The 21354-nt window shown below is 64.1% G+C and carries 22 protein-coding genes; 14 read left to right on the top strand and 8 right to left on the bottom strand.

Features of this window, described 5'->3' with window-relative positions:
- Positions 1 to 39: 39 nt before the first annotated feature.
- Complete coding sequence (locus ACE3OO_RS06720; RefSeq protein WP_374301072.1) at positions 40 to 642, bottom strand: DUF3576 domain-containing protein; 603 nt, start codon at positions 640 to 642, stop codon at positions 40 to 42.
- Between the two features lie 148 nt (positions 643 to 790).
- Between ACE3OO_RS06720 and ACE3OO_RS06715 the strand changes: the two genes are divergently transcribed.
- The 3 genes from ACE3OO_RS06715 to ACE3OO_RS06705 all read left to right on the top strand — a co-directional run bounded on the left by ACE3OO_RS06715 (position 791) and on the right by ACE3OO_RS06705 (position 4782).
- Positions 791 to 1681 (top strand): class I SAM-dependent methyltransferase, encoded by an 891-nt coding sequence (locus tag ACE3OO_RS06715; protein ID WP_374301070.1) that lies wholly within the window; start codon positions 791 to 793, stop codon positions 1679 to 1681.
- 270 nt (positions 1682 to 1951) lie between these two features.
- Complete coding sequence (locus tag ACE3OO_RS06710) at positions 1952 to 3205, top strand: porin (RefSeq protein WP_374301067.1); 1254 nt, start codon at positions 1952 to 1954, stop codon at positions 3203 to 3205.
- A 287-nt stretch (positions 3206 to 3492) separates the two neighbouring features.
- Complete coding sequence (locus ACE3OO_RS06705; protein ID WP_374301065.1) at positions 3493 to 4782, top strand: porin; 1290 nt, start codon at positions 3493 to 3495, stop codon at positions 4780 to 4782.
- 74 nt (positions 4783 to 4856) lie between these two features.
- On the opposite strand, the gene ubiB is transcribed toward ACE3OO_RS06705, so the two are convergent.
- Positions 4857 to 6437 carry a 2-polyprenylphenol 6-hydroxylase gene (gene ubiB, locus ACE3OO_RS06700; RefSeq protein WP_374301063.1) on the bottom strand — a complete coding sequence of 527 codons (1581 nt, stop codon included), beginning with the start codon at positions 6435 to 6437 and terminating at the stop codon, positions 4857 to 4859.
- A 22-nt stretch (positions 6438 to 6459) separates the two neighbouring features.
- Positions 6460 to 7248, bottom strand: coding sequence for a bifunctional demethylmenaquinone methyltransferase/2-methoxy-6-polyprenyl-1,4-benzoquinol methylase UbiE (gene ubiE / locus ACE3OO_RS06695; protein WP_374301060.1), 789 nt, complete (start codon positions 7246 to 7248; stop codon positions 6460 to 6462).
- Between the two features lie 65 nt (positions 7249 to 7313).
- Between ubiE and mutM the strand changes: the two genes are divergently transcribed.
- The 6 genes from mutM (at position 7314) to ACE3OO_RS06665 (ending at position 12818) form a co-directional block, all read left to right on the top strand.
- Positions 7314 to 8138, top strand: a complete 825-nt coding sequence (mutM, locus tag ACE3OO_RS06690) for a bifunctional DNA-formamidopyrimidine glycosylase/DNA-(apurinic or apyrimidinic site) lyase (RefSeq protein ID WP_374301058.1) — start codon at positions 7314 to 7316, stop codon at positions 8136 to 8138.
- A gap of 72 nt (positions 8139 to 8210) precedes the next feature.
- Positions 8211 to 8657, top strand: a complete 447-nt coding sequence (locus ACE3OO_RS06685; protein ID WP_374301057.1) for a hypothetical protein — start codon at positions 8211 to 8213, stop codon at positions 8655 to 8657.
- 36 nt (positions 8658 to 8693) lie between these two features.
- The gene (locus ACE3OO_RS06680) at positions 8694 to 9470 is read left to right on the top strand and encodes an enoyl-CoA hydratase (protein WP_374301055.1); all 777 of its coding nucleotides are present in this window, start codon (positions 8694 to 8696) and stop codon (positions 9468 to 9470) included.
- An 18-nt stretch (positions 9471 to 9488) separates the two neighbouring features.
- Positions 9489 to 10661, top strand: a complete 1173-nt coding sequence (locus tag ACE3OO_RS06675) for an ATP phosphoribosyltransferase regulatory subunit (RefSeq protein ID WP_374301053.1) — start codon at positions 9489 to 9491, stop codon at positions 10659 to 10661.
- Between the two features lie 26 nt (positions 10662 to 10687).
- On the top strand, positions 10688 to 11983 hold the full coding sequence (locus ACE3OO_RS06670; RefSeq protein ID WP_374301051.1) for an adenylosuccinate synthase: 1296 nt from the start codon (positions 10688 to 10690) through the stop codon (positions 11981 to 11983).
- 151 nt (positions 11984 to 12134) lie between these two features.
- Entirely contained in the window at positions 12135 to 12818 is a 684-nt protein-coding gene (locus tag ACE3OO_RS06665) for a GAF domain-containing protein (RefSeq protein WP_374301048.1), read from the top strand.
- Positions 12819 to 12833: 15 nt separating this feature from the next.
- Here ACE3OO_RS06665 and rpoH read toward each other — a convergent pair whose 3' ends face one another.
- Both rpoH and ACE3OO_RS06655 read right to left on the bottom strand, forming a co-directional pair.
- The gene (gene rpoH / locus ACE3OO_RS06660) at positions 12834 to 13760 is read right to left on the bottom strand and encodes an RNA polymerase sigma factor RpoH (RefSeq protein WP_374301046.1); all 927 of its coding nucleotides are present in this window, start codon (positions 13758 to 13760) and stop codon (positions 12834 to 12836) included.
- Positions 13761 to 13959: 199 nt separating this feature from the next.
- Entirely contained in the window at positions 13960 to 14979 is a 1020-nt protein-coding gene (locus tag ACE3OO_RS06655) for an RluA family pseudouridine synthase (RefSeq protein ID WP_374301044.1), read from the bottom strand.
- A 21-nt stretch (positions 14980 to 15000) separates the two neighbouring features.
- Between ACE3OO_RS06655 and ACE3OO_RS06650 the strand changes: the two genes are divergently transcribed.
- From ACE3OO_RS06650 to ACE3OO_RS06640, 3 genes are read left to right on the top strand one after another with little or no spacing between them, the layout of a single operon-like run.
- On the top strand, positions 15001 to 15345 hold the full coding sequence (locus ACE3OO_RS06650) for a hypothetical protein (RefSeq protein ID WP_374301042.1): 345 nt from the start codon (positions 15001 to 15003) through the stop codon (positions 15343 to 15345).
- On the top strand, positions 15345 to 15776 hold the full coding sequence (locus ACE3OO_RS06645) for a M67 family metallopeptidase (RefSeq protein WP_374301040.1): 432 nt from the start codon (positions 15345 to 15347) through the stop codon (positions 15774 to 15776). The genes ACE3OO_RS06650 and ACE3OO_RS06645 overlap by 1 nt, the downstream gene beginning before the upstream one ends.
- A 12-nt stretch (positions 15777 to 15788) precedes the next feature.
- The gene (locus ACE3OO_RS06640; protein ID WP_374301038.1) at positions 15789 to 16823 is read left to right on the top strand and encodes a low specificity L-threonine aldolase; all 1035 of its coding nucleotides are present in this window, start codon (positions 15789 to 15791) and stop codon (positions 16821 to 16823) included.
- Here ACE3OO_RS06640 and ACE3OO_RS06635 read toward each other — a convergent pair.
- Entirely contained in the window at positions 16754 to 17746 is a 993-nt protein-coding gene (locus ACE3OO_RS06635) for a LysR family transcriptional regulator (protein ID WP_374301036.1), read from the bottom strand. The two genes, ACE3OO_RS06640 and ACE3OO_RS06635, sit on opposite strands and share 70 nt — an antisense overlap.
- Before the next feature lie 113 nt (positions 17747 to 17859).
- Between ACE3OO_RS06635 and ACE3OO_RS06630 the strand changes: the two genes are divergently transcribed.
- Positions 17860 to 18033 carry a hypothetical protein gene (locus ACE3OO_RS06630; RefSeq protein WP_374301035.1) on the top strand — a complete coding sequence of 58 codons (174 nt, stop codon included), beginning with the start codon at positions 17860 to 17862 and terminating at the stop codon, positions 18031 to 18033.
- A gap of 81 nt (positions 18034 to 18114) precedes the next feature.
- On the top strand, positions 18115 to 18897 hold the full coding sequence (locus ACE3OO_RS06625; RefSeq protein WP_374301033.1) for a class III extradiol ring-cleavage dioxygenase: 783 nt from the start codon (positions 18115 to 18117) through the stop codon (positions 18895 to 18897).
- A gap of 13 nt (positions 18898 to 18910) precedes the next feature.
- Here ACE3OO_RS06625 and ACE3OO_RS06620 read toward each other — a convergent pair whose 3' ends face one another.
- Together ACE3OO_RS06620 and ACE3OO_RS06615 are read right to left on the bottom strand one after the other, a co-directional pair.
- The gene (locus ACE3OO_RS06620) at positions 18911 to 19492 is read right to left on the bottom strand and encodes a hypothetical protein (protein WP_374301031.1); all 582 of its coding nucleotides are present in this window, start codon (positions 19490 to 19492) and stop codon (positions 18911 to 18913) included.
- A 44-nt stretch (positions 19493 to 19536) separates the two neighbouring features.
- Entirely contained in the window at positions 19537 to 21159 is a 1623-nt protein-coding gene (locus ACE3OO_RS06615) for a tetratricopeptide repeat protein (protein WP_374301030.1), read from the bottom strand.
- Between the last annotated feature and the right edge of the window lie 195 nt (positions 21160 to 21354).

Genomic DNA, 21354 nt, shown 5'->3' with positions numbered 1-21354 from the left:
GCACGGGTTCAGGGCCGGATTGCCTCCGCGCCGGCTTCTTTAGCGCCGGGCCTCGGCCTCCATGCGGAATTCACGCGCACGCTGGAGTATGGCGTTTTCCATGGTGGTGGCCGTGTTTGCGGCGGCGGGCTGATCCACCCAGGAATCGCCCTGGCGCACCTGGCGGAACACCCCGACCCGGAGGCCGTCGGCCCTGAGTGCCCGGTCGAGGATATAGACGGTCACCTTGAACCGTTCGCCAGGGGTCTGCGGCGGTACATACCAGTCGGTGATGATCACGCCGCCGAAAGGATCGGCCGAGGTGAGCGGCATGAACGATACGGTATCCAGGCTGGCGCGCCACAGATAGCTGTTTACGCCGATGCCGGAACCGGAGCCGGGGTCTTCCTTTTTCTTGTCGCCGCCGAGGATATTAAGGCCGCCTCCACCAAACACACTCTGCCGGTCGCCCGTTGGTGCCGGGTTATAATTTCCCATGGAATCCTTTTCAGGATAATACGTCTGTGTCCCATCCCCGGGGGACGTGCAGGCCGATAAGACGGCCAGCAGCATGGCAAATACCAGCAGGTTGCGTATGCCCGGCTTAGTGACGGAGCCCTCTCCAGGATTCCGCATGTGAAAAAAATGACGAAGGGCGGGCATTACGACCATCCTCTGATTTAGAAACCGCAAAGCAGTTGGTGTAAGTATCACACTTCGGAAGATGCCGCCAATTCCTGGCAGACGGAAGAATCGGTCTCAGGCATCATCGGTGTTGCAGACCAAGGCGCTAGGTAAGTGCATATAAAAAATGACTAATTCTTCCAGTCTTGATCATCTTTTTGCTGCAGCTTGGCAGGCTCAGACCAGTGGCCGGTTTGAGGAGGCAATCGGTATTTATCGGCAAATGCTGCAGCAGGGCGATAATGCATCCGTCTGGCTTGGGATCGGCCAATGCCATCTTGAATGCAAGGATACGGCAGCGGCTTTGGCGGCTTTCCGTCGGGCCTCGGCCATTTTGCCTGATTCCGGGGCCATCAAGCACATGGTGGCGATGCTTGAGGGCGGAGCGGCGCCGGAACGTGCCCCGGACGATTATGTCCTGTGGGTTTTTGATGGTCACGCGGATGATTTTGACGCCCGATTGGCGGGCCTGAAATATTGTGCTCCTGAAATGATTTATGGCCTTATCGAATCGGTTTGGCCCCGTGAGCCAACGCGTCGCATCCTTGATCTCGGCTGCGGGACGGGACTGAACGCCAAACTGTTTCGCCAATATGCCGCAACACTTGATGGTATTGATCTTGCGCCGCGAATGTTGTCCCACGCCGTCCGGCGTGGCTACGACAGGCTATACAAAGGAGAAATCCACGCTTTTCTAGAGCAAACGCCTAATCGCTACAATATTTTACTATCAACAGATGTATTTATATATATAGGACACCTGGAGAAGACTTTTGCGCTCTGCCGGCGTGTTCTTGAGGCGGCTGGCGAACTGCTATGCACTATTGAACTTGGAGATGATACCGGCGGACCGGTTCAACTCATGCCTACCGGCCGCTTCCGCCAGTCAGACGACTACATACGAAAATGCGCGGAAAATAACGGTTTCTTCGTTGCGGCGTGGAGCGATTCACCCTTAAGGATCGAAAATGGCATTCCGGAGCCAGGCCGCGCATACCGGTTAATCATGAAGGAATGAATTTCCCCGCGACCGGCGCGCATGACCTCAGGCATCCTGGCTCGACCCACCAGTTAAGCTTTTGTTTATAATTCAATTTTTGGCTGAATCCATCTGTGTGGCTCGATTGCAACACAAACGGCAAAAGAACAGCGGGCGGGGGAGCTTTGATTGACACTTGTGCATTCAAAATGGCTTGATCTGCAGGATCACTCGGCCCTGCAAGGTCGAATGTTCATTGCTAGTGACTAGCACTGCAACCCTAATCCCGGTGGGAGAGGAAAGAGGAAAATGAAGAAGACGCTGCTTCTGCAAACCGCACTCGTTGCGGCTGCTGGCCTGTTCGTGGCCGATGTCGCTTCGGCTCAGGTCAAGGCTGAACCGCTCGCCGCCACTGTTGGCGGTTATTTCAATCAGTTCTACAAGGTCCAGGATCGCGATAAGGACACTGCGGTCGACCAGCGCCCGGATGCCTTCTCGTCCGACGCCGAAATCTGGTTCAACATCCGTGGCGTTCTCGACAACGGCACCGTGATCGGTGGCCGCGTCGAACTGGAAGCCGCGTCCTACGGCGACCAGATCGATGAACGCTATCTGTTCGTTGAGCGCGCCGACATCGGCCGCGTCGAACTGGGTTCGACCGACCGCGTGACCGGCAAGATGCTGTATTTCGCCCCGAACTCGCTGCCGGGCCATGGCACCACCGTTCACTCGGAATATTCGGCCACCCCGAATGCCCCGCTGATGTGGTTCGCCAATGCCAACCACGACAAGGAAGGCATCAACGTCTATACGGCTTCGAACCGTTACTTCGGCTCGAAGGCGGGCAAGGGTCTGCAGCTCGGCTTCTCGTACGTGCCGGATGGCTGTGAGGACTTCGATGCCAATCCGTCGACCGCCACCACCACGGCCGGGATGTGCGGCAATTCCAAGTTTGGCAGCTCGACCAATACAGGCCAGGTCAGCGCCCAGTATGCCGCTGCCGCCAACTACCTGGAGACGTTCGGCCAGGTTGATGCCGCCCTCTATGCCGGCTACAACAGCGTCAACCGCGAAGCGACCACGGCGAGCACCGCCACCGCTTCGGGCGCTGGCAAGGGCCGCGTCGATGGCTGGCAGCTCGGCACCACGCTGACCTACAATGTCGGCGATGGTTCGTCGGTTGCCCTCGGTGGTGGTTACACCAAGGAAGACCTGAGCAAGCGCGATGGTGCGACTCTCGACCGTGACCGCAAGGCTTGGACTGTTGGTCTGCGCTATCTGACCAATGGTGCGGCTCCGGGCTCGATCGGTATCGGCGTGGAATTCTACCGCCGTTCCGACAGCAACACCCTCAATGGCGCTGCTGCTGGTGGTGCCGCTAACACCGGTGACCAGGATCTCGATTACTACCATCTCGGCCTGACCTACCAGGTGGCTGCTGGCGTTCTCGCTTTCGCGGGCGTCGGTGTCTCTGACCTTGACCAGCCGGGCAACATCGGCTCGGGCACTGGTAGCGACAGCAAGCAGACCTTCGGCGTTGTCGGCCTTGGCCTGACCTTCTAATCCGACTACCGTCGGATCTGGAAAAGGGGCGGAGAAATCCGCCCCTTTTTATTTCCTGTTCTTTCTATCCTTATTCCGTCCGCAGAACTGACGTGTGATCGGCGACACAGGAAATCGTGAGCTTGGCGCCACACTCGGCGTTAAATGGGTTCAAGTCATATCGTTGCAAAGTGCTTTCGGTATTCATCGATTGACTTGCCCGCTCGAAGGCCCGTAAGTACCAGCATTGGGTACAGTTTGTGGTGTACTTCGACGCTGACAAGCAAACCGAAATGAAGGACGCCAATATGAAAAAGACCCTCTTACTCCAGACTGCGCTGGTTGCGGCTGCGACGCTGATCGTGAGCGAAGCAGCCTTGGCCCAGGTCAAGGCCGAGCCGGTTGCGGTTTCGGTTGGCGGTTATCTCACGCAGGCCATCAAGGTCCAGGATCGTGAGAAGAACCGGACGCAGACCGACACCAACCCGACTGCGATCAGCAATGATGCGGAAATTTATTTCAATATCCGCGGCGTGCTGGATAACGGCACCGTTGTCGGCGGCCGCGTCGAACTCGAAGGTTCGAGCACCGGCGACCAGATCGATGAGCGCTATATGTTTGTCGAGCGGGCTGACATCGGCCGTGTTGAGCTGGGCTCGACCGACCGTGCCGCCTCGAAGATGGTCTATGGTGCGCCCATCGCCATCCCGGGTTACGGTACGGTCGATCCGACCGGTGATCTTGCCGTCACGGTGACTCCTTCGGGCGCCCGTACGTCTGGCAACCTGACCAAGTTCGCCTCCGCGCCGGACGATCGGGAAGGCATCAACCTCTACACTTCGGCCAACCGCTATTTCGGCTCGAAGGCCGGCAAGGGCCTGCAGCTGGGCGTGTCGTATACGCCGGATGGCTGCGAGGATTTCGACTACCAGAGCTCCAGCTCGTCGACCAACGCTGTGTCCTGCGGCACGGCGAAATTCGGCAGCTCGGCGAATGCGGGCCAGATTTCCAAGGCCTACACGGTAGCCGCAAACTACATCGAGTCGTTTGGCCCGGTCGACGTCGCCCTGTTCGGCGGCTACAACCGCTTCTCGATCGAAGCTGACAGCGCCGGCAGCCTGACCTCGGGCTCCGCCACCGTGTTCAAGTCGAGCGGTCTCACCGGCTATGTCGCCGGCACCACGCTGACCTACAACATCGGCGACGGTTCGTCGGTCCAGTTCGGTGGCGCCTACAAGCGCGAAGAAATGGGTGTGACCCGTGCGGGCGACGACAAGCGGAATGTCTACACCGCCGGTCTGCGCTACCTGACCAACGGCACCAAGTCCGGCTCGATCGGTCTGGGCGCTGACTTCGCGAAGACCAAGGCCGATCAGGGCAACATCGCCGGCACCGCGGTTGGTGGCGAAGATGAATACACCTGGTATTCGGCTGGTCTGACCTACCAGGTCGCCACTGGCGTCCTGCTGTTCAGCGGCATCGGCTACTACAAATATGACGACGCCATCAGCGCCGGTACCGTCGTTGCTGGTACCGCCCAGGCCGACAACGATTCGAAGGCGACCTTCGGTGTCGTCGGCATGCGTCTCGACTTCTGATTTTTCGATCAGATCGTCTTGGGGAAGGGGCTGGGAAACCGGCCCCTTTCTTTTTTCGCCGGCGGGTCTGGGCCTTAATCCAGCAGCAGGGCGGCCAGCAGCAAGGCGATGCCGACCCACAGGCTCCACAACAGCGGCCGCTGCCGCTTTGCTGTCGCTGCGGCTTGGGCTTCGGCCAGCCGAGTAACGCTCTCCGCGCTGAGCACGAGACCGCCTGCCGTCGGCGCTGCCGTCGCCCCTGTCTGCGCCAGCGCCTCAAGCCCATCCAGAATGGCGGGCAGGCGGCGCAGCGTGTCGGTCAGGCTGTCAGCCATCTCGCGCAGCCTCGCCGCGGGGGCGAGATTCTCGCGAGCCCAGTCCTCGATCACTGGCCGCGCCACTTCCCAGAAATTGATCTCCGGATCAAGGCTGCGGGCCACCCCCTCTACCGTGACCATGGTTTTCTGCAGCAGCAGCAGATGGGTCTGCGTGCGCATGCCGAAGGTCTCGGTGATCTGGAACAACTGCGCCAGCAGGCGGCCGATCGAAATCTCGGTCACCGGCCGGTCCAGGATCGGTTCGCCGATCGAGCGGCAGGCCTGGGCAAACGCGTCCACGTCACGGTCGGCCGGCACATAGCCGGCCTCGAAATGCACTTCTGCCGCACGTCGCCAGTTGCCGGTCAGGAAAGCGCCCAGCATCTCGGCCATGAAGCGCCGGGTCTTCATGTCGAGCCGGCCCATGATGCCGAAATCCACCAGCTCCAATCGCCCGCCCTGCTCGGGCGAGACAAACAGGTTGCCGTGATGCATGTCGGCGTGGAAATAGCCGTCGCGCAAAGCCTGCTTGAGGAAAACACGGATCACCCGCGCTGCCAGTTCGTGCAGGTCTAGCCCCGCTTCCTGCAACGCCGCACGATCCTCGATCGGCAGGCCGCGAATGCGATCCACGGTCATCACCCGGCGTGCCGTACGCTGCCAGTCGATGGCCGGCACCAGCACATCCGGATCGTCGCGGAAATTGTCACGCAATTCGCTGGCGGCTGCCGCCTCCAGCCGCAAATCCAGTTCAATCGCCACCCAGTCACGCAAGCTGGTCACCACATCCCGCGGCCGCAGGCGCTCCATGCCCGCCACACGCTGCTCGGCGGTTTCGGCCAGCCAGGCGAACAGGGCAAGATCGCGGGCGAAAGCCTCTTCCACGCCAGGGCGAAGCACCTTCACGGCCACCGCGCGGCCATCGCTGGTTTCGGCCAGATGCACCTGCGCCACGCTGGCGGCGGCCACCGGTTCGGTCTCGATATGCGCAAATAGCGCATCGACCGGCGCGCCCAGTTCGGCCTCGATCACCGCCTTCGCCTCGACCCAGGAAAATGGCGGCAGCTTGTCGCGCAGCCGGCCCAGATCCTCGGCCAGTGCCGCGCCAACCAGATCTGGCCGCACGGACAGCACCTGGCCCAGCTTGATGAAGCTGGGGCCCAGCTCGCCCAGGGCCGCGGCCAGCCGCTCGCCCTCGCGCAGGTTCGGCCGCCGCCGGCCGAACAGGGTCTGGAACAGGCCCAGCATGCTGCGGCCGCCGCCGACCGGTGCATCGCGCAGGAGGAACAGCGCATCCTGCCGCGCGAAGCAGCGGCCGATGGCGAACAGACGAAGCAGGTGGCGCAGGTCGGTCAGCACGGCAATGGTGATCCTGCGTAGCTCAGATGCGGCGGGCCGAATGCAGGGCGGCGATGCCGCCGGTGAGGTCGCGCACCATCACGTTGCCGAAACCGGCCTCGGTGATCATGGCGGCGAAACGCTCCTGATCCGGGAAGCGTCGGATGCTTTCCACCAGATAGCGGTAGGAATCTTCGTCCTTCGCGATCAGGCCGCCCAGTTTGGGCAGCAGGTTGAAGCTGTAGACATCATAAAGCTTCGTCAGCGCCGGGTTGCGCACGGCCGAGAATTCCAGGCACAGGAAACGCCCGCCGGGCTTCAGCACGCGAAAGGCTTCGCGCAGGGCAGCATCGATATGGGTTACGTTGCGGATGCCAAAGGCGATGGTATAGGCATCCACAGAGCGATCGGGCAGGGCCAGCTTCTCGGCATCCATGCAGGCCCAGCTCAGGTTGCGCAGGCGGGCGGGATGCTGCGCGCCGGTATCGATGGCGCGGTTGCGGCCCTGTTCCAGCATGGCGGCATTGATGTCGGCCACCACCACGCGGGCCTTCGGCGCGCGCTCGACGATGCGGAAGGCGATGTCGCCCGTGCCGCCGGCCAGGTCGAGTACGGTCATCTCGCCGCGCGGGCTCAGCCAGTCGATCATGGCCGCCTTCCACAGGCGATGGATGCCGCCCGACATCACGTCGTTCATCAGGTCGTAATTGCCGGCCACCGAATCGAACACGCCGCGCACCAGCCTGGCCTTTTCGGTTTCCGGCACGGTCTGGAAGCCGAAATGGGTCTGGTTTCCCGAAGTGTTTTCAGTCGGTTGGGTCGGATCGGTCATGGTGGGGCCGACCATAGCCGAAATGGGGCCGTCACGGTATAGAGACAGCCCAGAGGATCCGCGGAATGCCCGAATTGCCTGAAGTGGAAACCACGCGCCGCGGATTGGCGCTCAAGCTGGAAGGCCGGCGCATCACCCGTATCGAGGCCCGCCGGCCCGACCTGCGTTTCCCCCTGCCAAAGAATTTCACCAAAACCATCCTGGGCCGCCGGGTGGAAGCCCTGGAGCGCCGGGCGAAATACATCCTCATCCGCCTGGAAGGCGGCCTGGTCTGGATCATTCATCTGGGCATGTCGGGGCGCATGGTGCTGCGGGCCGGCTGGCCCAATGATATCGGCCCGCATGATCACGTGATTTTCGCCACCGACGAAGGCTGGGCCGCCACCTTCAACGATGCCCGCCGCTTTGGCATGATGGATCTGGTGCCGGCCGGCAAACTGGCCGAGCACCGCCTGCTGAAAGGCCTGGGGCCCGAACCGCTGGACGATGCCTTCACGCCGGCGGTGCTGACTGCCGCCCTGAAGGGCAAAAAAGCCCCGATGAAGGCTGCCCTGCTGGACCAGACCGTGGTGGCCGGCCTGGGCAATATCTATGTCTGCGAGGCGCTGTTTCGCGCCGGCATCGACCCGAAACGGCTGGCGGGCAGCGTCAAGCCCGAGAAGCTGGCCAAGCTGGTGCAGGCGATCAAGGCCGTGCTGCGCGAGGCCATCAAGGCGGGCGGTTCGTCCTTGCGTGATTACGTCCAGTCGGATGGCGAACTGGGCTATTTCCAGACCCGGTTCCGGGTTTATGACCACGAGGGCGAGCCCTGCCAGGCCTGCGGCGCGCCCATCAAGCGCATCGTGCAATCCGGGCGCTCCACCTTCTATTGTGGCCGCTGCCAGAAGTAGCGGTTTTCCGGGGTCGATTCGGGCGCATCCCGGCACTTCCAAAACCCGCCCCGACCTGCCAAATTCCCGGCCATGTTCCGCCCCGGCTGGAGATTTTTCCCGGTCCCGGCGCTAGCTGCACTCGTCGTCCTGGGCCTTGGCTCCGGCGGTCTGTCGCTGGCGGGGCTTCGTGCAAGCTCAGGCCATCTTCTGGTTTCCGGCGCCCTGATTGGTGACGCCCGGGCCGCCGCCGGTTTTCTGTCCATCGCCGAGGACGTGCCCCTGATGCCTGGCCTGGCCGAAAGCCCCGAGGCCGCCACGGTGTTCGACAAACCGTCGGGTCGCATTGCCAATACCGAGGCCAAGGGGGCGGTCACGGCCGCGGCCGTCCGCCAGTTCTACGCCGCCACCCTGCCGCAGCTTGGCTGGCAGAATGCGGGGGCGGAGCGTTACCGGCGCGAAAACGAACAGCTTCGCATCAGCTTCACCGGCCGCGACGGCGCGCTCATCGTGCGCTTCGAGCTGCTGCCCAATCAATAAAACCCAGAGAATTCAGAGAAGAACGAGGAAACAGTCATGGCGTATGAAAACATCCTGGTGGAAACCCGTGGCCAGGTCGGTCTGATCACGCTGAACCGGCCGCAGGCGCTGAATGCCCTGAGCGCCGGCCTGGTCGCCGAAATGGCACAGGCCCTGGATGTTTTCGAGGCCGACGATGCCATCGGCTGCATCATCATCACCGGTTCGGAAAAGGCTTTCGCCGCTGGCGCCGATATCAAGGAGATGATGTCCAAGACCTATATGGACGTCTACAAGGAAGACTTCATCACCAAGAACTGGGAGCGTGTCACTACCTGCCGCAAGCCGGTGATCGCAGCGGTGGCCGGTTTTGCCCTGGGCGGCGGCTGCGAGCTGGCGATGATGTGCGATTTCATCATTGCCGCCGACACCGCTAAATTCGGCCAGCCGGAAATCAATCTCGGCACCATTCCGGGTGCTGGCGGCACCCAGCGCCTCACCCGTTTCGTTGGCAAGTCGAAGGCGATGGAAATGTGCCTCACCGCCCGCATGATGGATGCGGTGGAAGCGGAACGTTCGGGTCTGGTCAGTCGCGTGGTGCCTGCCGCCGAGCTGCTGAACGAGGCCTTCAAGGCGGCCGAGAAGATATGCTCGCTGTCGCGTCCGATCGTGATGATCGCCAAGGAAGCGGTAAACCGCGCCTACGAGACCACCCTGGCCGAAGGCATCCGCTTCGAGCGGCGCATCTTCCATTCGACCTTTGCCACCGAAGACCAGAAGGAAGGCATGAGCGCGTTCGCCGAGAAGCGCAAAGCCGCCTTCAAGCACAAGTAAGCCGGAGAGCGATCGGATATGGCACCGCGCGGACGCAGTCCAGCGAGCGAGGGAGAGAACAGTGCGGCTGCCGGCCTGTTGCCGGCTGGCCTGCGCGATGTTCTGCCGCCGCGCGCCGAATGGGAGGCCCAGGCCAGCGAAAGCCTGCTGGCCGCCTTCGCCGCGCATGGTTATGCCCGCGTCAAGCCGCCGCTGATCGAGTTCGAGGAAACCCTGCTGGCCGGATCAGGTGCCGACCTGGCGGGCCAAATGTTCCGCGTCATGGACCCGGTTTCGCAGCGCATGATGGGCCTGCGCACCGACATCACCATGCAGGTGGCACGCATTGCCGCCACACGGCTGAAGGATTCGGTTCGCCCGTTGCGTCTGGCCTATGCCGGCCAGGTGCTGCGCGTGCGCGGCACCCAGCTGCGGCCCGAACGCCAGTTCGCCCAGGCCGGCGTGGAGCTGATCGGATCGACGGCGCTGGCTGCCGATGTGGAAGTTGCCGTGCTGGCGGCGGAAGCGGTGGCATCATTGGGCGTCAGCGGCCTGTCGCTGGACATCACCCAGCCCCTGCTGGCGCCGGCGATCATGGAGGCCCATGGCCTGGAGCCGAAACAGGCCCGCGCCGCGCGCCGCGCGCTGGACCGCAAGGATGCCGCCGAACTGAAAGAGGCCGCTGGCGCGGCTGCCCCCACGCTGCTGAAACTGCTGCCGCTGGCTGGTCCGGCACGGGCAGCGCTGGATGGCCTGCAGAAACTCAAACTGCCGCCGGCGGCGGCACGGATCGTCGCCGATCTCGATGCTTTGGTGCGCGAAGTCTCGGCCGCGGCGCCTGATCTGCTGGTCACGCTGGATCCCGGCGAGTTCCGCGGCTTTGAATACCATACCGGCATCGCCTTCACGCTGTTTGCCCGCAACGTGCGTGGCGAACTGGGCCGCGGCGGCCGGTACAACACGCCCGCCGGCGAGGCAGCGACCGGGTTCACGCTGTACCTCGACAGTGTGATGCGCGCCCTGCCGGCGCGTCAGGCACCGCAGATCGTATACCTGCCGTTCGGCACGCCACGCTCTGCCGGCGCCAGGCTGCGGGCCCAGGGCCATGCCATCTGGGCCGCGCTGGAGCCGGTTGCGGATGACGTGAAAAAAGCCGCGAAAGCCGCCGGCTGCAGCCATTGGTGGGACGGCACGGCCGTCCAGCCGGTTTGAATTTTCTGTCTTGAAGGGTTCTTGAGATGAGCAACGTCGTCGTGGTCGGCGCCCAGTGGGGCGACGAAGGCAAGGGCAAGATCGTCGACTGGCTGAGCCTGCGCGCCGATGTGGTGGTGCGCTTCCAGGGTGGTCACAATGCCGGCCATACGCTGGTGATCGGCAACAACGTCTACAAGCTGTCGCTGCTGCCTTCGGGCATCGTGCGCCGGAACAAGCTGGCGGTGATCGGCAACGGCGTGGTGGTCGATCCCTGGGCGCTGTTCGCCGAGATCGACAAGCTGCGCGGCCAGGGCGTGGAAATCGGCGAGCATAACCTGAAGGTCGCCGACAATGCCGCGCTGATCCTGCCGCTGCATCGCGAACTCGATGGTCTGCGCGAGGATGCCACCGATGGCGGCGTGAAGATCGGCACCACGCGACGCGGTATCGGTCCGGCCTATGAGGATAAGGCGGGCCGCCGCGCCATCCGCATCTGCGACCTGGCCGACAAGGCGACGCTGGGCCGCAAGGTCGATGGCCTGCTGGCGCATCACAATGCGCTGCGCCGCGGTTTCGGCGTGGGCCCGGTGGACCGTGAGGAATTGCTCCGGCAGCTTGGCGAGATCGGTGCGAAGATCCTGCCCTATGCCGCGCCCGTGTGGCGCGACCTGGACGAGGCACGCCGCGCCGGCAAGCGCATCCTGTTCGAGGGTGCGCAGGGCTCGCTGCTCGATGTCGATCACGGCACCTATCCCTATGTCACCTCGTCCAACACGATGGCCGGTTCGGCAGCGGCCGGCTCGGGCCTGGGCCCGGGTTCGCTGGGCTATATCCTCGGCATCGTGAAAGCCTACACCACACGCGTCGGCGAAGGCCCGTTCCCCACCGAACTGACCGACGAGATCGGCCAGTGGCTGGGCGAGAAGGGCCATGAATTCGGCGTCGTCACCGGGCGCAAGCGCCGCTGCGGCTGGTTCGACGCCGTGCTGGTGCGCCAGACGGTGAAGCTGAACGGCATCCACGGCATCGCGCTCACCAAGCTCGACGTGCTGGATGGCCTGAAGGAGATCAAGCTCTGCGTCGGCTACGAGGTGAACGGCAAGGTGCTGGATTATTTCCCCGCTTCGATGTCGGACCAGGCCGCCGCCAAGCCGGTCTACGAGACGATGGAAGGCTGGTCCGAAACCACGCGGGGCGCGCGTTCCTGGGTCGACCTGCCCGCGACGGCGGTGAAATACGTGCGCCGCATCGAGGAGCTGATCGGCGCGCCGGTGGCCTTGCTCTCCACCTCGCCCGAGCGCGAGGACACCATCCTGATGAAGGATCCCTTCGAGGATTGATCGGCCGGGATTCGGTGGCGCTGATTACGGCGGTATTCGGATGCCGCGCCAGGTTATCGAATCTTAAGGCCGCCATTATCGACCCTTAACTACCGTCTGCCGGGGCGCCAGAGGAAAGTGGCCGCAACAGCCCTTTGCCCCGGAGTGCCCCATGCTCAGAACCCAGGAAGCCGCCCTATACAGCATCGGCGAAAACGCCATGTCGGTTCTGTGCGAGGCGATCTGCCTCGATGCCGTCGAGGTGGCCCAGGTCAGCCGGGTCAGCATCTGGTTTTTCGACGACAGCGGCAATCTGGTCTGCCAGCGCCTGCTGGATGCTCGGGAAGGCCGCTTCCACGAAGGCGCGATTATCCCGCGTTCGGCCACCAATGCCTATGTGAAGGCGGCCTCGGAAGGTCTGGCGTCGCTGACCACCGATGATGCCCCGGTGCTGGAGCATGAGAATGCCATGCCGGCGGAGGTCTCCGCGCGGCTCGATCTGCTGCTGGTCGACAACAAGAATCAGCCCGCCGCCATCTTCCGCTGCGAACGGTATGATTCCGCCGGTGAATGGAGCGAGCGCGACATCACCATCCTGCGCAAGCTGGCGCAGACGCTAGCCACCGCGATCCGCCATGAATGCGAGCGGTATGTCGCGCGCAACAGCGTGCCGGCCGTGCCATCCGTGCTGCTGGCGCCGACCGGATCGGCCCGGCAGAACCTGGACTGGCTGCGCAAGGGCAAGGAGCCCGCAATCTGGCTGCAATCCGTGCCGGCGGCGTCGGTTTACGACATGCTGGATTTCGATCCGCCGGCGCCGGGGATGAACGACGACGATCCCGACTGGGATAACTGAGGCGGGATGGATCGTTCAGGCCGGTGAGGAAAAGCCCGGGCTGACCGCGCCGCCATTCATGCCCTGTTCGGCGGCGGCGGTCCGCACCGCCTTCTGCAGCTTCTCGAAGGCCCGCACCTCGATCTGGCGCACGCGCTCGCGGCTGATGCCATAGCGCGCCGACAGGTCTTCCAGCGTGGTCGGTTCCTCGGTCAGGCGGCGCTGCACCAGGATATCGCGCTCGCGCTCGTTCAGATCCTTCATCGCCGCGGCCAGCAGGGCCTTGCGGCTGTCGTATTCATCGCCTTCGGCCAGGCGCGCTTCCTGGTTGGGGGTCTCATCCACCAGCCAGTCCTGCCACTCGCTGCTGCCTTCCTCGTCGCCGCGCAGGGGTGCGTTCAGCGAATGATCGGGCGCCGCCAGGCGGCGATCCATGGTGATCACTTCGTCCTGCGGCACGTTGAGCTGGGTGGCGATCTTCTCGACCTGATCGGGCGTGAGCTGGCCGCCTTCGATCGCCTTCATCTGGCCGCGCAGGCGGCGCAGGTTGAAGAACAGCTTCTTCTGCGCGGCCGTCGTGCCGATCTTCACCAGCGACCACGAACGCAGGATGTATTCCTGGATCGAGGCGCGAATCCACCACATGGCATAGGTCGAAAGACGGAAGCCCTTGTCGGGGTCAAAGCGCTTCACTGCCTGCATCATGCCGACATTGCCTTCGGCGATCAGTTCGCCCACCGGCAGGCCATAGCCGCGATAGCCCATGGCGATCTTGGCCACCAGGCGCAGATGGCTGGTCACCAGCTTGTGCGCGGCTTCCACGTCACCGCGGTCGCGCCAGGCCTTGGCCAGCATGAACTCCTCCTGCGGCTCCAGCATGGGGAAGCGGCGGATTTCGGCCAGGTAGCGGGCAAGGCCGCCCTCGGCCGAGGACAATACGGGTAGGCTGGCTGCGGTACTCATTGATCTGGAAACTCCCCCGTCCGGGGCTGGTCTGCGACTCTCGCCCGGTTCGGTATCTGAAATGGGTGCCCTGTCTTTCATTTGCAATGAGGGAAGCGGCGGATTGCGGCGGAAGTGCGGCGCGGCTGGCCGGTTTGTGCCGGCCGTCACACCGAAAACTTAATTATCCCATGAAATTCATGGGCTTACAAATAATGGCTCACCGCGGCGTGTTGCGTTGGCTGGACAGCACTTTCAGCAGGGCGGCGAAATCCTCCGGCAGCGGGCTTTCGAAGCGCAGGGCCTTGCCGCTGACCGGATGGCGGAAACCCAGCGTGGCGGCATGCAGGGCCTGGCGTTTGAAACCGGCCAGCGCCGCACGGGCCGGCTCGCCCAGCTGGAAACGCTGCAGGCTGCGGTTGCGGCCATAAACCGGGTCGCCGATCAGCGCGTTGCCCTTGGCCGTCATGTGCACGCGGATCTGGTGGGTGCGGCCGGTTTCCAGCGTACAGCGCACCAGGGCACAGACCGGCTGGCCCTTGCCATCGAAGATCATCCTGCTGGTGGCGTAATGGGTCACTGCCGGTTTGCCGCCGCGCGTCACGATGGCCATGCGCTTGCGATCCTTCGGGTCGCGGCCGATGGCGCCCTCGATTGTGCCCTGCAGGGGATTGGGATGGCCCCAGACCAGCGCGTCATAGCTGCGCTCGATGTCGTGCGTGGCAAACAGTGCGGCCAGCGCGTGATGCGCGCGGTCGGTTTTGGCGGCCACCACCAGGCCTGACGTGTCCTTGTCGATGCGATGCACGATGCCGGGCCGCTTCACGCCGCCGATGCCCGACAGGCTGTCGCCGCAATGATGCAGCAGGGCGTTCACCAGCGTGCGTTCGGGATTGCCGGGCGCCGGATGCACCACCAGGCCGGCGGGCTTGTCCACCACGATCAGCTGATCGTCCTCATAAACGATGTTGAGCGGGATATCCTGGGCCTGCGGTTCGGCGGCCACCGCCGCCGGCTGGGCCACCGCATAGATTTCGCCCGGTTTGATCTTGCGCGAGGGGTCGGTTATCGTCGCCCCGCCCTCGCGGACATGACCGTCGAGGATCAGGTTCTTCAGGCGCGAGCGGGAGAAATCCTCCGTGCCGCCGGCCAGGGCAGAGGCCAGATAGCGATCCAGCCGCTCGCCGGCGGCCTCGGGCGGCACCGGTGGCAGGATCTGCGGGCTGGATGGATCGGGCATCGAATTTCAGGACCGGACGGAATGACGGACAGGACGGCGGAAGAGGCGACAAGGATACGGTGGCTGAAGGCCGTCGTCATCGGTCTGGGCATCATCTTCGTCGGGCTGGCCGTGCTGCTGCTGGTGCTGATCATGACCGGCGGGCCGAAACGCAGCGCCACCGTGGCGCCATCCGCGCCGCGCGCCGTCAGCGTCGAGGACCTGATCGTCACCCTGCCGAAGAACAGCCGCGTCGCCGATGTGCTGGCCACCGGCAACCGCATCGTCCTGCGGGTGCGGCTGATGGATGGCACCGAACGGCTCTATGCGCTGGATGGCGAGACGCTGAAACCGCTGGGCAGCGTGACCGTGCAAGTCGAGAAGTGATGCCGCTGCGGCTGACCTCCGCGCAACAGGCCGAGCTTGGTGCACTGGCGACGGCGGCCTTTCCGCGTGAAGCCTGCGCCCTGCTTGTTGGTCGCGCTGAAGGCAACGGCCTTGTTGTCGAGCGTATCGTGCCGGCTGCCAACCTGGCGGTCTCGCCCGAGCGCGAATTCGAACTCGATCCCGCCGTGCATGTGGCCGAGTTGCGTCGCCTGCGCGAAGCCGGCGGGCCGCAGACAATCCTCGGCCACTGGCACAGCCATCCCAATGGCCGCGCCGAACCGTCAGTGCAGGATGCCGCGATGATCTATGACCCGGCCATGCTGTGGCTGATCAGCGCGGTGGATGCCGCTGGTGCCGCGCCGCCGCGCGCCTTCCGCCCGCGTGCCGACGCATCCGGTTTTGATCCCTTTCCCCTCCAGACCGACTCATAAAAAGGATTTCTTATGGCGTCTCCCAGCCTGGATTTCAGAAGCGACAATGTGGCCGGCGTGGCGCCCGAGATCATGGCGGCGCTGAGTGACGCCAATCGCGGCGACGCCACGGCCTATGGCGGAGACATCCACAGCAGCGAACTGGATGCGGCTTTCTCGCGTGTCTTCGATACCGAATGCCGCGTCTTCCCGGTCAGTACCGGCACGGCGGCCAACGTGCTGTCGCTGGCCTGTATCGCGCCGCCCTATGGCGCGATCTACTGCCACCAGGACAGCCACATCATGGTGGACGAATGCAACGCGCCGGAATTCTATACCGGTGGCGCCAAGCTGGTCGGCCTGCCGGGCGAACAGGGCAAGCTCATGCCCGCCACGCTGGAGGCTGTTCTCGCCCAGGGCTGGAGCGGCGTGCAGCATCATCCCCAGCCCGCCGCCGTCAGCCTGACTCAGGCCACGGAATCCGGCACGGTCTATTCACCCGACGAAGTCGCCGCCATCGCGCATCTGTGCCGCGCGCATGGCCTGCGCCTGCATATGGATGGCGCGCGGTTTGCCAATGCGGTGGCTGGGTTGAACTGTTCGGCGGCGGATCTGACCTGGCGCGCCGGCATCGAGGTGCTGAGTTTCGGCGCCACCAAGAACGGCGCGATGGCGGCGGAGGCGGTAGTATTCTTCAAGCCAGAACTCGCCGAAAGCTTCCTGTATCGCCGCAAGCGTGGCGGGCATCTGTTTTCCAAGTCTCGTTTCCTGTCGGTGCAGTTGCTCGCCATGCTGCAGGATGGCCTGTGGCTGAAACTGGCCCGTCAGGCCAATGCGCGGGCGCGTGAACTGGCCGAGGGCTTCGGCCGCATCAATGGCGCCGAGATCGTCTGGCCGGTGCAGGCCAACGAGGTCTTCGCGAAACTGCCGGCCGACAAGGTGGCGGCGATGCGCGGCAAGGGCGCTTTGTTCCATACCTGGAGCGAGGCGGACGGGCTCTACCGTTTCGTCTGCGCTTTCGACAAGACTCCAGACGACATCGCGGCCTTGCTGCGTGCCGCCGGTTGAACTGTCGCTGGCTGCTTCATCATCCAGGGCGGCTGCGGCGAGAAGCGTTCGACTAGGAAGTCGACGAAGGCGCGCACCTTCGCGGCCAGATGCTTGCGCGCCGGATAGACGGCATAGATCGGCCAGGATGAATCCACCAGGCAATCGTCCAGCACGGTGCGCAGGCGGCCGGCGGCGATGTCCTTGTGGCAGAGGAAATCGGCGGTGAAGCCAAGGCCCATGCCGTCCAGCAGCAGGCGATAGAGCGCGTCACCGGAATTCGAGGCGACGACGCCCTGCATCGCCACGCGCTCCACATGGCCGTCGGGAAACCGCATCGGCCAGTGATTCAGCAGGGCGACGTTGTTGCTCAATACGGCGCGGTGGTTCGCCAGGTCGGCCGGCGTCTGCGGCACGCCGAAGCGTTCGAAATAGCCGACGGCGCCGCAGATCATGCGGCGGTAATCGCCCAGCTTGCGCGCGATCAGGGATTCGTCGCCCGGCACGCCCAGCCGGATGCCGACATCTTCGCCGGCGGAGACAAGATCGACGATATGGTCGTCGAAGCTGATCTGCACCTGCACCTGCGGATACCGCGCGATGAAATCAGGCACCAGGGGCACGATCTGGCTCATGCCGAAGCCATGCGCCACGTTCACGCGCAGCAGGCCACGCGGCTCGGCCTCGGCGCCGCCGATGCTGGCCTCCACCGCGTCGATCTCGGCCAGGATGCCGCGCAGTTCGTCGAAATAGGCCCGGCCCTCGGCGGTCAGGCTGACCCGCCGCGTGGTCCGGTGCAGCAGCCGCGCTCCCAGCCGGTCTTCCAGCCGGGAGATCAGCTTGCTCACCGCCGACGGGGTCAGGCGCAGCTTTCTGGCCGCTTCGGTGAAACCGCCGGATTCCACCACCTGGACAAAGGCTTCCATTTCGCCATAGCGGTTCATGGGCTGCTCATTTATGAATTTCAGTCAATAAATACTGCCATAAATCAGTATTAATGAATACCGCTCGGCCGCCTATCCTTCCTCTCAGCCACCCAGCAGAGGAGGGCCTTCCCATGACGAACACCCAGACGCGCTACATTTCCGCCGAAGAGATGGCATTCCACGCCGCCCGTGCCCGCGCGTTGCGGGCCGAGGCCGCGCGGGGCTTTTTCGCCGGCCTGTTCAGCCTGTTCCGGTCCGCGCCGGCGGCCCGCATTCGCGCCACTTCGCTGGTGACCGCGAAGTAACGTCTTGCGGCCCAGCCGCATGCGTCATAGGTGATGCTCCAAGGCGCGATCGTTCCCGCGCCGCGCCGAAGGAGCATCCCGATGACCCGCCTGCCGTCTGTATTCGTCAGCCATGGCTCGCCCATGCTGACGCTGGAGCCTGATCGGCCGGCGCATCAGTTCCTGCGCCAGGCATCGCAGCACTGGCCGCAGCCCAAAGCCATCCTGGCCGTCTCGGCCCACTGGGAAACCGAGACGCCGGAGGTCGGCGCCACATCGCGGCCCGAGACCATCCACGATTTTTACGGGTTTCCGCCGGCATTGTATCGCCAGCTTTATCCCGCGCCTGGCGCGCCCGAGCTGGCCGCGCGGATCAAGGCGTTGCTGGATGCGGCTGGCATCCCGGCCAAACTTGACCCCGAGCGCGGCCTCGATCACGGCGCCTGGTCTCCGCTCAAGCTGATCTATCCCGGTGCTGATATCCCGGTGCTGCAGCTTTCGATCCAGTCGCATCGCGACCCGGCCTATCACTATGCGCTGGGTCGCGCGCTGGCGCCGTTGCGCGATGAAGGCGTGCTGATCTTCGCCACCGGCTCGCTCACGCATAATCTGCGCCTGCTGGATCGCGCCGATCGTGGCGAAATCGCACCTTGGGCGCAGGCTTTCGCCGACTGGATGGCGGAAAAGCTGACTGCGCGCGATGATGCCGCCCTGCTGGATTATCGCCGCCAGGCGCCCCATGCGGCGGTGAACCATCCCAGCGACGAACATTTGCTGCCACTGTATGTCGCGTTGGGCGCGGCCACGCCCGATGCGCCGGCCGAACGCCTGCATGCCAGCTTCACGCTGGGCGCGCTGGCTATGGACAGTTACAGATTCGCGTGAGCAAAAGTGGCTGTCAGCGGCCGATATCGCCAAGCAGGCGGAAAATCACCACATCCAGCACGACGATATACAGCAGCATCACCAGCAGGATGAAATAGCGGTGCAGGTCGCTGCTTAGTTTCGGTTTGCGGCGCAGCGCGCTGCGCGCCAGATTCGAGAAATCGCCGACCAGATAGGCCATCTTGGCATGCTCGTTGCCCTGCCAGGATTGCAGCATCACGATCACGGTCACGCTGACCGCGCCGACGAAAATCAGGAACCCGGAAACGAAGCGGGCCACATCGGGGGCAAACGGCATCGCCGTGCCGATGGCTACCAGTGCCAGTCCCAGCAGGGTGAAATACTCTACCATGCGCCATTGCTGGCGCTTGGCGAACAGCACGTTCTGGGCAGCGATCTCGTAGAGCATGCGGAATTCCGCATGGGTGGTTTCATCGAGTTCGCTGGGGCTGAGCTTTTCCTGCTCGGCGGCGTCATCATCGCCCGATGGTGCGGCTTTGGGCGCCAGCGGGCGCGGGGGTGCGCCATGAGGCGGCGTACCGGCTGGCGGCCGGCCGGCTGCAGGTCCGGGGCTCTGTTTCGGTGGCAAGGCCATATCATCACTCTAACGTCGCGGCGTTAAAGAAGCCTTGCGGTATATCAAGCGGGCGTGAAATCGAAATAGGTGTCGGCCAGTGTCACACGGAAGTCCAGCGCCTGCCCGGCCTGCACCGGCCGATCCTCCGGCAGCCAGCACACCGCCTGGCCCCAGTGGCGCATGGCGCCATTCGGACCGGTGGACAGCATGATGTCGTCGTCGAGCCAGAGTTCGAACCAGAAGACCAGGGCCTGCGCTGCGCCGTCCTGCTGGATGGGCGCCGACCAGGCCATCTGCCGGGGCTGCACCCAGTCGGGCGGATTGGCGAAGTCAATCCGGCAGACCGGCAGCACGGCGCTCAAGGCTTCGTGCGGTTCATGGTCCAGCCGTACCACGCCATGGGCCGACTGATTGCGGAAGCGATCGAAAGGCGAAAGGTCGAAGCCGCAAATCTCGCGCAACGGATTCACCGCGCGCAGATTCGGCAGGCACATCACCTGCGCCACCAGTTGGGCTGCTGCCGGAATCACGATGGCACCCGGCTTGGCTAGGCGGCGCAAGGCGTCGCGGATGGTGGGCAGCATGCCTTCGCCGGTCAGGCCGGCATCGAGAACTTCCGCTACCACCAGATCGGCCGGTGCCGGCAGGTCGCGGGCCGGTTCCAGTTCGGTCGAGCGTTTCGCGATCACGGCGATGCGGTCGGCAAACCCGTTCTTAGCCACGATTTCCTGTGCGGTTTCGGCGATCAGGCTATGGGCCTCGCAGGCAACCACGCGGTTGGCGCCGGCACGCGCGGCCAACATGGCCAGCAACCCGGACCCGGTGCCGATATCCAGTACGGTCATGCCCGGCCGCACGGCCTTGTCCAGCGCGGCGGCAAAGGCCTCGTTGCGCGCGGTATCGGCCAGCATGGGGAAATGCCAGCCTGGAATCTGTGCGCTGAGCAGGCCGGAAAGCAGGGTTTTGACCTGCGGATCGTCGGGTGCCAGTTCGGCGGCGCGGCGGAAGGCGGCCAGGGCCGTGGCGGGGTCGTTCAGTTCGCGCGCGCATTGCCCGATTGCCATATGGGCGGCCACCTGCGTGTCGTCCTGCTTCAGCACGATGCGCAGAGTCTCGATGGCTTCGCGGAAACGGTGCAGCTTGTGCAGCGCGAGGCCGGCATTCATCCGTGCAACAAGCAGATCGGGTTGCAGGCTTGCGGCCTTGCGATAGGCCGCCAGCGCGGCTTCGAGATCGCCGCCGAGTTCGCAGGCAACCCCCATGTTGACCAGCGCCGGCACATGCTCCGGCTGCTGCTGCAGCAACAGCCGGTATTCGGTTTGGGCCGCGCCGTAATCGCCGGTATCCTTCAGCAGATTGGCTAGGTTGAAGCGGGCCTCGGCGAAATCCGGCCGCAGTTCCAGGGCGCGGCGATAGGCATTCTCGGTTTCGGCGGTCTGGCCCAGCGTCAGATGCAGCAGCGCGGCATGCAGCCAGCAATCGGCATCAGGTTTCAGGGCCAGGGCCTGTTTCAGGTATTTCAGACCTTCCGCCGGCTGACCGGCGCGATAATGCAGCAAGCCATACTGATGCAGCAGGTCGGCCCGCTGCGGCTCGGCCCGCAGCAGGGCCTGGTAGATCGCGGCGGCCTCGGCCAAACGGCCGGCCTTCACATGATGCAGGGCGGTCTGAATCGGATCGGACATGGAGCCGGACCATAGCCGCAGAGCGTGGCGAAGGCGACTGCCGGGGCCGTCCGGGAGAGGCCGAGTCGCGGACCGGCAGAAATTGCCGCCCGGCAAGTCCGGCGGTGCCAGCCGGGACGGCCCAATCCAATAAAATTGTTTAATATCAATATTTTGCATTGCCTTTCCGACTTGGCCCGGCGCTTGCTTCTTCCC

Origin of the sequence: Ferrovibrio sp. (assembly GCF_041906005.1) — a bacterium.
GTDB lineage: Bacteria > Pseudomonadota > Alphaproteobacteria > Ferrovibrionales > Ferrovibrionaceae > Ferrovibrio.
The sequence above is the reverse complement of the archived record's forward strand: the minus strand, read 5'-3'. Positions and strand labels throughout refer to the sequence as shown.